The 12,892-nt window shown below is 73.2% G+C and carries 11 protein-coding genes; 5 read left to right on the forward strand and 6 right to left on the reverse strand.

What is annotated here, in order from left to right; translation table 11 throughout:
- Positions 1 to 476 precede the first annotated feature (476 nt).
- The 3 genes from AB0F11_RS03495 to AB0F11_RS03505 form a co-directional block, all read right to left on the reverse strand.
- Positions 477 to 2,141 carry a transporter gene (locus AB0F11_RS03495; protein ID WP_362167877.1) on the reverse strand — a complete coding sequence of 555 codons (1,665 nt, stop codon included), beginning with the start codon at positions 2,139 to 2,141 and terminating at the stop codon, positions 477 to 479.
- On the reverse strand, positions 2,138 to 2,980 hold the full coding sequence (locus tag AB0F11_RS03500; RefSeq protein ID WP_362167880.1) for an ABC transporter ATP-binding protein: 843 nt from the start codon (positions 2,978 to 2,980) through the stop codon (positions 2,138 to 2,140). Before AB0F11_RS03500 ends, AB0F11_RS03495 begins: the two co-directional genes overlap by 4 nt.
- 189 nt (positions 2,981 to 3,169) lie before the next feature.
- On the reverse strand, positions 3,170 to 3,850 hold the full coding sequence (locus AB0F11_RS03505; RefSeq protein ID WP_362167883.1) for a bifunctional DNA primase/polymerase: 681 nt from the start codon (positions 3,848 to 3,850) through the stop codon (positions 3,170 to 3,172).
- A gap of 221 nt (positions 3,851 to 4,071) precedes the next feature.
- On the opposite strand from AB0F11_RS03505, the gene AB0F11_RS03510 reads away from it, so the two are divergent.
- Both AB0F11_RS03510 and AB0F11_RS03515 read left to right on the forward strand, forming a co-directional pair.
- A complete protein-coding gene (locus AB0F11_RS03510; protein WP_362167886.1) occupies positions 4,072 to 5,451 on the forward strand; it encodes a transcriptional regulator in 1,380 nt (459 codons plus the stop codon).
- Between the two features lie 121 nt (positions 5,452 to 5,572).
- Positions 5,573 to 7,177, forward strand: a complete 1,605-nt coding sequence (locus tag AB0F11_RS03515) for a hypothetical protein (protein WP_362167888.1) — start codon at positions 5,573 to 5,575, stop codon at positions 7,175 to 7,177.
- A gap of 15 nt (positions 7,178 to 7,192) precedes the next feature.
- Here AB0F11_RS03515 and AB0F11_RS03520 read toward each other — a convergent pair whose 3' ends face one another.
- Positions 7,193 to 8,467, reverse strand: a complete 1,275-nt coding sequence (locus AB0F11_RS03520; protein ID WP_362167891.1) for an ABC transporter substrate-binding protein — start codon at positions 8,465 to 8,467, stop codon at positions 7,193 to 7,195.
- 196 nt (positions 8,468 to 8,663) lie between these two features.
- Here AB0F11_RS03520 and AB0F11_RS03525 point away from each other — a divergent pair, with 196 nt between their 5' ends.
- Together AB0F11_RS03525 and purU are read left to right on the forward strand one after the other, a co-directional pair.
- Entirely contained in the window at positions 8,664 to 9,110 is a 447-nt protein-coding gene (locus AB0F11_RS03525) for a hypothetical protein (protein ID WP_362168189.1), read from the forward strand.
- A gap of 14 nt (positions 9,111 to 9,124) precedes the next feature.
- Positions 9,125 to 10,024, forward strand: coding sequence for a formyltetrahydrofolate deformylase (purU, locus tag AB0F11_RS03530; RefSeq protein WP_362167894.1), 900 nt, complete (start codon positions 9,125 to 9,127; stop codon positions 10,022 to 10,024).
- Between the two features lie 186 nt (positions 10,025 to 10,210).
- Here the strand turns inward: purU and AB0F11_RS03535 are convergent, their stop codons facing one another.
- Positions 10,211 to 11,470, reverse strand: a complete 1,260-nt coding sequence (locus AB0F11_RS03535) for a zf-HC2 domain-containing protein (RefSeq protein ID WP_362167897.1) — start codon at positions 11,468 to 11,470, stop codon at positions 10,211 to 10,213.
- Complete coding sequence (locus tag AB0F11_RS03540; protein ID WP_361910021.1) at positions 11,467 to 12,030, reverse strand: sigma-70 family RNA polymerase sigma factor; 564 nt, start codon at positions 12,028 to 12,030, stop codon at positions 11,467 to 11,469. Before AB0F11_RS03540 ends, AB0F11_RS03535 begins: the two co-directional genes overlap by 4 nt.
- Positions 12,031 to 12,341: 311 nt before the next feature.
- On the opposite strand from AB0F11_RS03540, the gene AB0F11_RS03545 reads away from it, so the two are divergent.
- Entirely contained in the window at positions 12,342 to 12,860 is a 519-nt protein-coding gene (locus tag AB0F11_RS03545; RefSeq protein ID WP_362167900.1) for an EF-hand domain-containing protein, read from the forward strand.
- The last annotated feature ends 32 nt before the right edge of the window (positions 12,861 to 12,892 follow it).

Consider the following 12,892-nt stretch of genomic DNA (forward strand, 5'->3'; position numbering starts at 1 on the left):
GGCCGGGCTTCGGCAATTCCAGCCTCGCCGGCGTTTGAGGCGCGGGTTCCCTGGGGCGGAGCCCCAGGGAACCCGGCTCCGCCGGGCACCGGGCTCTGCCCGGACCCTCCCCCAGACTTCGTCCGGGGGGACCCCCACTCAATCGCCGGCGAGGCTGAAATAGCCGGACCCCGTCCCAGACGTGGGCGGGGCTGGAAGGGCCGGCCGGCCCTCCGTTGCGGGCGTCGGCGGGGCGCTGAACTGGCCGAGCCACCGGCTTTGAAGGACGCGTGCTGCGGCAGGCGGCAGTCCGGGTGGCCACCCGCCTTGGCGGGATGCCCGTTGGCTGTCGAAGCCGAGGGTCGGCACATTCCAGCCTCGCCGGCGTTTGAGGCGCGGGGTCTGGGGCGGAGCCCCAAGGGAACCGGGGCAGCCTCGAAACGCCGGCCAGGCGAAGGGCCCGGGGAGACCCCCGTCCACCCCGGGCCGCATGAGGGTCAGCCCTTGCTGACGGCCTGGAGGATTTCCGGGAGGGTTTTCGCCACCGTCGGGGCGGCCAGGCGGATGCCGGCCCAGGCGGCCAGCCCGCCCCACACCACGCCCAGCGGCAGCAGGATCCACGACAGGGACTGGTCGCCGCCGAAGGAGAACCACGCCGCCAGGGCGATCACCGGCGAGCAGATCACGGCCGACGTCAGCATGCCGCCGAAGATGCCCGCCCAGGCCAGGCCCACCTGCCCCGGGACGACGTTCTTGAACGCGCCCTCGGTCGGGATGGAGTACGGGAAGCGGGCCGAGGCCAGCGCACCCGTGCACAGCATCGAGCCGAGCAGCGCCAGCGCCACGCCCAGACCGGCGGGGAAGCCCGCCCAGTCGTGCACCAGCGCCGCGGTGACCGCCGTGACCAGCACCGTGTACGGCACCGTCACCAGCGCCAGGGCGAACGCCCGCGCCCGCAGCTCCACGAACGCGTCCCGCGTCCCGGAGATGGTCTGCGCGACCATCCAGAAGGCCGAGGTGTCCTGCCCGAACTGGTTGTACATCTGCACACCCAGCATGCCCGCACCGAAGCAGGCGAAGTACACCGAGCCCGTGCCCTGCAGGGCGTTGAACACCGGGATGATCAGGCCGATCGCCAGGGCCGACACCCAGGCGGCCTTGGTCTTCGGATCCCGCGCCACGTAGCGCAGCGTGCGCTGCATCACCGCGCCCGTGCGCCCCGCCGGCAGCAGCGACCAGACGCCGGCGCCCGCGGCCCCCTTCTCCTTTGCCGGCTGCGCCGCCGCGATCGTCGAGCCGTCCGGGGTGACCATCAGCTTGGTCAGGGTCCGGCCCCAGAACCACAGCAGTCCGAGCACCGCGAGGACGGTGACCGCCAGCTGGGCGGCCGCCTCCGCATACGCGCCCCGGCTCGCCGAGTCCACCATGCCGACGGCGCTCGCGGGTGGCAGCCACCGCACCACCGCCTCGGCGGGCTCCAGCTTGGCCAGGCCGCCGGCCTGCATCAGCCGCTGGCCGGCGAAGTTCGCCAGCTGCATCCCGATCGCGATGACGAGACCGCTGAGCAGCGCGAGGTCGCGCCCCTTGCGGCTGGTCAGCAGCCGGACGTTCGCCGTGGCGACCGCGCGGGCCAGCGTGACGCAGCCCAGCAGGAGCAGCGGTACGGCCACCACACCGGCCGCGATGCCCGCCGCGCCCCGGGCCACGGCCACCACCGAGCCGACCGCCAGGCAGAGCGTGAACAGCGGGCCGATGCCGACCAGCGAGGACGCCAGCAGCGCCCGGACGAGCGGCTGCGGGCGCAGCGGCAGCATGGCCAGCCGGCTCGGGTCGAGCGTCTCGTCCCCGCTCGGGAAGAACAGCGGCATGAACGACCAGCCGAGCGCGAGGATCCCGGCCAGCAGGACGACGACCGTGCCGGCGTGCGGGTTGCCGTGCAGCACGGTCAGGCCGAGGGTCGCGAAGAAGGCCACCACCAGCGCGAACGCCAGCGAGGTGAAGTAGGCGGCCTTGCGCTTGGAGGAGCCCTTGAGGCCGTTGCGCAGCAGCGACAGCTTCAGGCGCACGAAGACCTGGGTCAGGTTCACGGAAGGAACGGAAGGAACGGAAGGAACGGTAGGAACGGAAGGAACGGAAGGAACGGAAGGAGAGGAGGCGCTCATCGGGTGGCCTGCCCGCCCAGCCAGTCCAGGGAGTCGCCCGCGTCGCGGCCGCCCGCACCGACCAGCTCCAGGAACGCGGCCTGGAGGGAGGGCGCGTCGCCCCGTACGGCAGCGGTCGGGCCCGCGGCCCGGATCCGACCGCCGGCCATGACGGCGACCCAGTCGCACAGCGACTCGACCAGCTCCATCACGTGGGAGGAGAAGACGACCGTGGCACCGGAGGCGGTGTAACGTTCCAGCACCCCGCGGATGGTCTGCGCCGACACCGGGTCCACACCCTCGAACGGCTCGTCCAGGAACAGCACTTCGGGGTTGTGCAGCAGGGCGGCCGCCAGGCCGATCTTCTTCCGCATGCCCGTCGAGTAGTCCACGACCAGCTTGTGCTGCGAGCCCGTGAGGTCGAGGACGTCCAGCAGCTGCGTCGCCCGCTTGTCGGTCTCCTCACCCGGCAGCCCCCGCAACCGGCCCATGTAGCCGAGCAGTTCACGCCCCGACAGGCGCTCGAACATGCGCAGCCCCTCGGGCAGCACGCCGATGCGGGACTTCACCTCGACCGGGTCCGCCCACACGTCGTGGCCGGCGACGACCACCCGGCCCATGTCCGGGCGCAGCAGGCCGGTCACCATTGACAGCGTTGTCGTCTTGCCCGCCCCGTTCGGGCCGACCAGGCCGATGAACCTGCCCGCGGGCAGCTCCAGGTCGATCCCGGCCACCGCGACCTGCTCGCCGAAGCGCTTCCACAGCCCCTCGACCCGTACCGCCGCGCGTCCGGCGGACGGCGCGGATCGCGCGCCGTCCGTCCCCTCGGCCGCGCCCGTCGCATAACCCTGGTCCGGCATGCGTCTGCCTCTCGTTCTGTCCCCGTGGTCTACGTCCTCACCCTAGGGCCGCTTCGGCGGCCGGAGCAGTTACGTATGTCATGACTTCGGTACGACGAACAACCCGGGCTGACTTGGGACGTTGCGGCTCCGGCGCCGGACGTGGGCCGGACTCGGGGGCGGACTCGGGGGCGGACTGGGCGCCCGGACTCAGGAGGAGCGCCGGGCCCGCTCCGCCGCCGCCTCCCGGCCGCACGCGTACGCCAGCGCGTCGATCAACTCCTCGGTGTCCGGCAGCCACCGGTTCGCCGGGGTGGGCCGACGCGCCCACTGGACCGCGCCCCGGCCGCCGAACCGGGTCGGCGGGGCCGCCACGAACTGGCCCTCGCCGCGCACCACCAGGTCGATCGCGGCCGGCGACCACCCGTACCGGCGCACCATGTCCGGCACCTTCGCCGCGGCGCCCGGCAGTACGAAGAACAGCATCCGGTGGTCGGGCGTGAGCGTGACCGGGCCGAGGGTGCGCTGCATCCGCTCCAGGCGGGCCAGCGCCAGGAACCCGGCCGACTCCGGGACGTCCAGCGCATCGAAGCTCCGGCCCGTCGGCAGCAGGATCGACGCATCGGGCCGCTTGCCCCACACGCGCCGCACCTGCACCGCGCTGCCCGTCGCCAGCGCCGCCCAGTCCTTCACCGTGGGGTGCGCGCCCGGAGCCGGGCAGTCCTCCGCCCCGCAGGAGCACAACTCCCGCCCCTCGACGGGCTCCAGCCAGGTGCCCGCGAAGACGTCCCAGTGCCGTTCTTCCGCGTACCGCACGGCATGGTCCAGCAGCTGCTCGCCACGCTGCTTGGGGATGGCTGCGGTCTCCGTGACTCCGATGGTCTCTTCCACGCCCATCACAACTTCCGGGGTCAGCTCGGGTTACGGGGGTAAACCGCCCGGTGGGCGCTGCATCGATCCTGCATACGGGGCGCACTGATGCACGAGTGGGGGCGCGTGGGAGGTCGGGGCGCCGGAGTTGGGTAGCGACACGACGCAGAGCGGATGATTCTCCGCACATCAGGCGGGAAGTGATCAATACCAACGATCACCCGCGGCCTCTGGGGGTTTCCATGTCAGCCAGGCCTCTCCTCGCCCGCCAGCCGAACGAACGGCTGCAGGCACTTATTCAGGAAGCCGGGTGCTCGAACGCCGGGCTCGCCCGGCGCGTCAACATGTGCGGGGCCGAGCACGGCCTCGATCTGCGCTACGACAAGACGTCGGTGGCGCGCTGGTTGCGAGGCCAGCAGCCGCGCGGCCGGGCGCCCGGCATCATCGCCGAGGCGCTCGGGCGAAAACTCGGCCGGACCGTCACGATCGACGAGATCGGCATGGCCAACGGCAAGAACCTCGCCTCCGGTATCGGCCTGCAGTTCTCCCCGACCGTCGTCGGCGCCATCGAGCAGGTCAGCGAGCTGTGGCGCAGCGACGTCGGGCGGCGCGACTTCCTGTCCGGGTCGAGCGTGGCCGCGTCCGCGCTGGTCGAGCCGAGCCGGGACTGGCTGATCACCGGAGCCGACGCGCAGGTCGCCCGCAGCGGCGGCTCGCGCGTCGGGATGTCGGACGTGGAGGCGGTACGGGCCACCACCGACGCGCTCAAGGAGCTCGACCACCGCTTCGGCAGCGGGCACGTGCGGCCCGTCGTCGTGCACTACCTCAACTCGGTGGTCTCCGGACTGATCGGGGGCTCGTACCGGGAGCCGGTGGGGCGGGCGCTCTTCGCGGCGGTGGCCCGGCTGACCGAGCTCGCCGGGTACATGGCGGTCGACACCGGGCAGCCGGGGCTGGCCCAGCGGTACTACATCCAGGCGCTGCGCCTCGCGCAGGCCGCCGGGGACCGCGCGTACGGCGGCTACGTGCTCGCGGCCTCGATGAGCCACCTCGCAGCCGAGCTCGGCAACCCGCGGGAGATCTCCCAGCTGGCGCGGGCCGCGCAGGAGGGCACCCGCGGGCAGGTCACCCCGCGGGTGGAGGCGATGTTCTACGCGGCCGAGGCGCGCGGGCACGCGCTGATGGGCGATGCCCGGGCGACGGCGGTGCTGACCTCGCGGGCGGTCACCGCGCTGGAGCGGGCGGAGCCGGAGTCGGGGGACGACCCGGTGTGGATCCGGCATTTCGACCAGGCCTACCTCGCCGATGAGCTGGCCCACTGCCACCGGGACCTGGGGCAGGCGGACCAGGCGGCCCGGCAGGCGCAGGAGGTCCTGAACGGCCTGCCGGCCGGGAAGGAGCGGCGCCGGGCGATCGGGCTGCTGCTGCTGGCGGCGGCGCAGGTGCAGCAGCGGGAGGTGGAGCAGGCCTGCCAGACCGCGGCGAAGGCGGCGGAACTGCTGGCCGGGCTCCGCTCCAGCCGGGGTGCGGAGTACCTGGAGGACTTCCGTGCGCGGGTGGAGCCGTACCGCGACGAGGCGGCCGTACGGGAGTTCGCGGCCCGCCTGGAGGTGGTTGCCTAGCGGGGGTTCTGTCCGGGTATGTCGAGGTTCCGGTCGAGGGTGGGACTGACGGGACGGCCGGGGTGCGGGTAGCGTGAGTCGGCGGTTCCGTAGGTTCGGAGTAGTCGGCGAAGGAGTCCCGGTGACGGAGAGCGGACAGGGGAGCGGCCAGCAGGCGGCCCCGCAGGCCGGTGCGCCGTGGGGCCCGGACCCGTCGTACCCGCAGGCCCCGGCCCACCCGCCGGCCGGCCCCGGACCCGTGCCGGACCCCGCGCCGGGACAGGCGCCGGCCGACGGCCCCGGGCACGTCCTGGGCCCCGGCTACGAGGGCCCCGGCCAGCCGCACGGGTGGGGGCACCGCCCAGCGGTAGCTGGGGGAGGCTACCCGCCCCTCCCGGACGCCGCGACCCAGTACATCCCCCCGGTCCCGCCCGCCCCGGCGGCGCCGGGCGCCCAGCCCTTCCCGGCCGCGCCGGGCCACCACGACGCGGCGACGCAGTACGTCCCGCCCGTGCCGGCGGGTCCGGCCGCGGGCGGGCCCGGGGCCCAGCCCTTCCCGGCCGCGCCGGGCCACCACGACGCGGCGACGCAGTACATCGCGCCGGTCCCGGCGGGGCCGGGCGGCGGTGGGGCCGGTGGGCCGGGAGCCCACGGTTTCCCGGCCGCGCCGGGGCACGACGAGGCGGCGACGCAGTACATCCCGCCGGTGCCCGCCGGGCCCGCGGCGCCCGCGTACGACGAGGCAGCCACGCAGTACATCCCGCCCGTTCCGGCCGGCCCCGCGGCGCCCGGGCACGACGAGGCCGCCACCCAGTACATCCCGCCCGTGACCGACGGGCTCGACGGGTTCGACGGGCTGTTCCGCGGTGATGCCGGCAGCGACGGGCACACCCAGCAGCTGCCTCCGGTCCAGGAGCCGGTGCTGCGGCAGCAGCAGCCCCGGCCGTACCCGCCGCGCGGGCGCGGGCAGGGCCCCGTACCGGCACCGGCACCGGCAGCGGCCCAGCAGCCGTTCCGGCAGCAGCCGCCCCCGCAGGGCCACCCGCAGCAGCAGTTCGCGCCGCCGCCCCCGCCCGAGGCGGCCCGGCGGGTGCCGCCGGGGGTCATCGCGGCGGTGGTGATCGGCCTGGCCGTGGTCGGGCTCGGCGTGGGCGCGCTGCTCAGTGACGGCAAGAAGCAGAACAACGACCCCGCCGCCGCGGCCGCCACCCCCTCGGCCGGCAGCTCGGCCGCGGCCGCCGGCGAGGCGCCCGTGGACCCGGCGAAGTCCCAGGCGGTCCAGCTGGACAAGCTCCTCGCGGACAGCAACGACAGCCGGGCCGCCGTGATCAAGGCCGTCGACGACATCAAGTCCTGCCGCAACCTGGACTCGGCGGCCGACGACCTGCGCGACGCGGCCCGCCAGCGCGAGGAACTCGTCACCCGCCTCCAGGACGTCACGATGGACCGGCTCCCGGACAACCAGAAGCTGGCCGCCGCCCTGACCAAGGGCTGGAAGGCCTCAGCGGACGCCGACAACAGCTACGCGGCCTGGGCGGACGACATCGGCGGTGGCGGCGACGGCAAGGGCGACAAGGGCGACAAGAAGGGCGGCTGCAAGGACGGCCACGCCAGGAACACCGGCAACTCGGCCGCGGGCGACAAGTCCAGCGCCGAGGCGACCCGGGCGAAGGAGTCGGCCGCGACCATGTGGAACACGATCGCGGCCAAGTACGCCCTCACCAAGCGAGACAAGTCACAGCTGTAGCTCCCGTGAGGCGCGTCACGCCGTGCGGGGGGTCTGCTCCAGGGTCGGGGTCATGTCCATCGTCGCCTCGCCCTGCTGGGCGACGAGCCGGCCGGCCTGGACGACCTGGAAGGTGACCCGGGCGTTCACGACGCGCGGGAAGTCGGCGAGGGCCCGCATGTCCTGGTAGCGCCAGCTCAGGTCCGGGGTCAGTCCGCCGGTCCGGACCGGTTCCCCCTGGTTCAGCATGCGCGCCAGCTTGCGCGGGGTGACGGCCTCGCCGGACTTGAACCGCTTGAGGGTCTCGCTCAGCACGGTGTACGCGATCCAGGTGGTCTGGGTCCCGCTGTCGGCGGGGTCCACGGCGTTGTCGCCGAAGGCGTGGTCGGCGATCACCTTCCGCATCGGATCCCACAGCGGGTCGGTGGCCACCGGGTACCAGCCGGTGACGTACGCGCCCTCGAAGGGGCTCTCCCGGCCGCCGGTGCGGTCGACGAGGGCCTGGCTGACGCTGCCCAGGACCGAGGAGATCTGCGGGTTCTTGTGCTTGTCGTCGACGCGGCGGAACGCGTCGAAGAAGGTCTCGGTGTGCTGGCCGAGCACCGCCGTGACGCAGCCGCGGTCCTTGCCGCCGGAGGAGCTGGCCAGGGCGGCGCGGGCCTCCGAGGTGTAGTCGGAGGAGTCCTCGGCGGCGCGGATGTCGTCGGCGTCGCCCATCTTGTTGGCCCGCAGTCCGGCATTGAGCAGGACCGGCATGGAGTCGGCGGCGAGGGTGTCGGGCCGGATCAGGGCGACCTTGCTGCAGGAGCGGCCGAGCTGGTGGCCGGCGCCCGCGAGGAGCGTCGGCTGGCCGCCGTTGACGGGGTAGGAGAGGCTGCTCTGGAACTCCTCCGACGAGACCCCGTACCCGCCGATGAAGGGGATGCCCTCGGCTTCCAGGGGGGCCATGAAGGCGCGCCCGTGCTGGCTGTAGGAGCCGACGACGGCGACGGCCTTCTCGGCCACGGCCTTGCGGGCGCAGTCGGCGGCGCCGGTCGTCGTGTTCTTCTCGTTGCAGGTGATGACGCGGAGTTTGTGCCCGTTGATCCCGCCGCGGGAGTTGACCCAGCCCTCGTACGCCTTGGCCATACCCGGCATTCCGGGCATATTGGTGGCCTTGGTGTCCTGCGGGGCGAAGGTCATGACCGTGAGGGTGTCCTCGGAGCCACCCGAGCCCCCGGGGAGCACTCCGCATCCGGCGATGAGACACGCCCCCGCCAACGCTGCAATCGCCGTACGGGTCAAGGGTGTTGCGTGTCGCCATTTGGTCATGTCCCAGCACCATTCCGCCCCGCGGGTAACTGAGGAGTGAGATGGACACAACAAAGGGTGACGTGCAGGTGAACTGCAGGGGCGCGCTCCTGCCCAGGTGCTTCAAGATCCCGCCAGACCGGAACGTACGATCGAAAGCGTGACATTCGCCCAAGGTTCGAAGAACTCTTCCCGACGCGGCGGCCGCTCCTCCACCATGGGCGGCATGCCCCTGAACGACATGCCGTGGTGGCGCTGGCGCACGAACGTGCGCTCGGCGCTGCACATGCTCTCCGACCCGGCCTTCCACGAGGAGGTCTGGCTCGCCGGCGTCGAGGGATACGGGGACGTCACCGACGCCGTGTACCGGCTCGTCGAGGACACCTGGCTCGACAGCTGGTCCGCCGAGAAGTACGTCGGCACGATCTTCCGGGACTCCCAGGAGGCCACCCTCGTCGACGTCGCCGTCCTGCGGGTGCTGCGGATCCTGCACCAGGTCGGGCCCGACGCCCCCGTCTCCGCCTACCTCGAGCACCACGCCTGGCCCGAGGCGGTGCGCGCCGCGCGCGAGGCGCACGTACGGCTGGCGCAGGCGGACGGGGACGATCCGGACGCGGCGCCCCGGTCGCTGGAACTGCTGAGGATCCTCACCCGCGCGGTGTGAAAGGCTGTGGGGTCATGAGCGACGACCCGCACACCCAGGCCCAGGCCCAGGCCCAGGCCGAGGCCCCCCAGCAGTACGTACTGACCCTGTCCTGCCCCGACAAGCAGGGCATCGTGCACGCCGTGTCCAGTTACCTGTTCATGACCGGGTGCAACATCGAGGACAGCCGGCAGTTCGGCGACCACGACACCGGCCTGTTCTTCATGCGGGTCCACTTCTCGGCCGCGGCGCCGGTGACCCTGGAGAAGCTGCGGGCCAGCTTCGCCGCCATCGGGGACTCGTTCCGGATGGACTGGCAGATCCACCGCTCCGACGACCGGATGCGGATCGTGCTGATGGTGTCGAAGTTCGGGCACTGCCTGAACGACCTGCTGTTCCGGACGCGGATCGGGGCGCTGCCGGTGGAGATCGCGGCCGTGGTCTCGAACCACACCGATTTCGCGGAGCTGGTGAAGTCGTACGACATCCCCTTCCACCACATCCCGGTGACGAAGGACACGAAGGCGGAGGCGGAGCAGCAGCTGCTGGACCTGGTCCGGGCGGAGGACGTGGAGCTGGTGGTCCTGGCCCGGTACATGCAGGTCCTGTCGGACACGCTGTGCAAGGAGCTGAGCGGGCGGATCATCAACATCCACCACTCCTTCCTGCCGAGCTTCAAGGGTGCGAAGCCCTACCACCAGGCCCATGCGCGGGGTGTGAAGCTGATCGGTGCCACCGCCCACTACGTGACGGCCGACCTGGACGAGGGGCCGATCATCGAGCAGGAGGTCGAGCGGGTCGGGCACGAGGTCACCCCCGACCAGCTGGTGGCGATCGGGCGCGACGTGGAGTGCCAGGCGCTGGCGCGGGCCGTGAAGTGGCACAGCGAACACCGGGTCCTCCTGAACGGCACCCGCACGGTCGTCTTCGCCTGACCCCACCGGGACCCCACCCCAGCCCCCGCGCCTCAATCGCCGGCGAGGCTGAAATGGCCGGCCCCTCGGCAGGACGACGGGGGTCGGCAAAACCAGCCCCGCCGGCGATTGAGTGGGGGTCCCCCCGGACGAAGTCTGGGGGAGGGTCCGGGCGGAGCCCGGGTCCGGTCCGGCGCCGCCCGGTGGCTAGAGGCGGCTCAGGGAGGCGGCCGCGAAGAGGACGTCCCTGATGGCTTCGCGGTCACCGTGTTGTCCCACGGCGGCCTCCTCCGGCGAGATGTGGCCCGCGGCCAACTGGCAGAACTCGGCCCCGTCCAACGCGATCTGCGCCACCGTGCGCTCCGCCGACGGCCTCGCGGCCGGCGAGTCCAACGCGATGTCCCAGCTCCCGCCACCCGCGCCCTCGATCTCCAGGTGCAGGGTCCGGCCGGGCGCCCCGGCGGCGACCAGGCTCCGCGCCGGGGCGGCCAGCCCGGCCCGCCTCCGGTGCGCGAGCGCACTCGGCAGGAGCCGCGCCGCCAGGTCGATCATCCGGTTCAGGTGCGGCCCCGACGGCGGGTCGTACGGGTAGTCCACCGCCTCCGCGATGTCCCACGCGTGCACCCAGCACTCGAAGGCCCGCTCGAGGAACGCGTCCCCGAGCGGCAGCGCGAACACCCCGTAGTCCACCGACAGCTCCGCCACGCCCCGCCCGGCGAACGACACCGTCCGCACCAGGGTGTGCCCCTGCTCCCGCCACGGTTCGCGGACCTGCCGGGTCAGCGGGCCGGCGGCGGAGTTCCAGTAGTGCTCCGTGCGGGCCGTCGTACCGCCCGACTCCGGCGCCTGCGGCCCCAGCGGGTCGTCCAGGCCGAGGGCGGTGGCCACCATCCCGTCGACCGTGAGCAGATGCCCGATCACCCCGGCGACCGTCGTCCGGCGCGTCTGGCGCCGCTCCTCCTCGAACCACTTCAGCCGTACGGGCGTTTCCCACTCGGAGTCGCCGAAGTCCCGCAGCAGCGCGTCGAGCCGCGCGGTCTCGGTGTCGTACGGGCTCGCCCACACCGGGACCGGGATGCGGGCGGGCCGCTTGCCGAGGCAGTCCTCCAGCACCCGCGACCGCAGCAGCGGCTTCAGGTCGAGGCTCTCCTCCGGGTGCAGCAGCCCCACCGCGTCCCGCAGCCGCAGCGCCTCCTCCGCGCAGGGCGCGCACTCGGTGAGGTGCTCCTCCACCGCCTGGGTCTCCTCGGCGGAGCAGGCGGCCAGCGCCCACGCGCCGAGGAGGGACTTCAGGACGGCGTGCGAGCGCGGCTGGGCCGGCGGGGCCACCGCTTCGACCGGCTTCCGTACCGGCGGCGCGAACCGTGCGTCGAGGTCGTCGGCGGCCCACCGGGGACCCGGTATGCGCGGCGGTCCGCCGGGCTGCTGCTCGTCGTGGCCGTCGGGCGACTCGGCGGGGCCGTTCATCGGGGACTTCCGTATCCGGGCGGGGCGGCGTCCTCCTGCGGGAGGGCGTTGGCGGTCGACAGCAGCTGGAGCCCCAGGCGCAGCCGGCGCCGGGCCTCGTCCTCGCTGATCTGCAGGTCGGCGGCGGCCTGCCGGTAGTCGCGGCGCTTGAAGTAGGCCAGTTCCAGGGCGGCCCGCAGCGGCGCCGGCATGGAGGTGACGATGTAGTCGGCGCGGGCGGCGGCGTTGGCGCTGCGCACCTTCTGCTCCAGCTCCTCGCGCGAGCCGCGGCCCAGTTCGGCCTGGCGGAGCCGGGCGACGGCCTGGCCCTGGGTGATGCGGGCGACCCAGGAACGCATGGAGCCCTGCTTGGGGTCGTACGCGTCCGGGTTCTCCCAGATGTAGCCGAACACCTCGCGGGTGATCCGGTCCGCGGCCTTCTCGTCGCCCAGCACCCTGTGCGCCAGGCTGTGCACGAGCGAGGCGAAGCGGTCGTACAGCTCCCCGAGTGCGGCGGCCTCGCCGCGGGCGAGGCGCTGCTGCATGCGGCGGTCCCACCGCGGTGGTACGTCCTTCGGCATAGTGCCCCCAGCCGTGTGTCGACGCATCGAATGTAATGGGCACCAGCCGGTGCGCACCCGTTTTGGGAGAAGCTCCCCCTGGAAGAGTGCCCAGCGTGCTAGCACCGGCGCAGCGCGTGAACGGCGCGCCGGACCGCGGCACATGGGGCGGCGGTGCGCACGGGTGTACGCGCCCCGCCGCGCTTCCCGTGCGCGGGTTCGATGCAGCCGTCTCCTTGCCGGCTCGGCTTAACGCTCAGGCCGGAAAGGGCTTACGCTCCTGGCTTGTCTTGAACTGCCCCCCACCGCACATGTGAAGGCGGACCCCGAACATGGACAGCGCAGAATACGAGCGCAAGATCGCCGCCCGATTCGCCACCTTCGACCAGGACGGCAACGGATATATCGACCGCGAGGACTTCAGTGCGGCCGCCCGGGCGGTGCTGGCCGAATTCGGCGTCACCGCGCGGTCGGACAAGGGCCAGGACCTCTTCGCGGGCGCCGAGGCGTTCTGGCAGGGTATGGCCGGGATCGCGGACGTCGACGGGGACCAGCGGGTGACCCGCGAGGAGTACATCACCGGGGCGGCGAAGCGGCTGCGGGACAACCCGCAGCGGTTCGCGGAGATCGCACGGCCGTTCCTGCACGCGGTGATCGCGGTGGCGGACGCGGACGGCGCGGGCCCGACCCCGGAGGCCGCGGCCCGCGTCCTGCGCGTGCTCGGCACGCCGGCGGAGCTCGCCGGGCAGATCGCGGCGGCCCTGGACGCGGACGGCGACGGCCGCATCCGGGAGGAGGAGATCCTGACGGCCTTCGCCGGCTACTGCGGCGTCGAGGCCCCGGACGCGTAACGGCCTGCCGGCCCGACCACCGCCCGGCGCCG

It is taken from the genome of Streptomyces sp. NPDC032472, from assembly GCF_040636955.1.
In the GTDB taxonomy this organism is placed as follows: Bacteria; Actinomycetota; Actinomycetes; order Streptomycetales; family Streptomycetaceae; genus Streptomyces.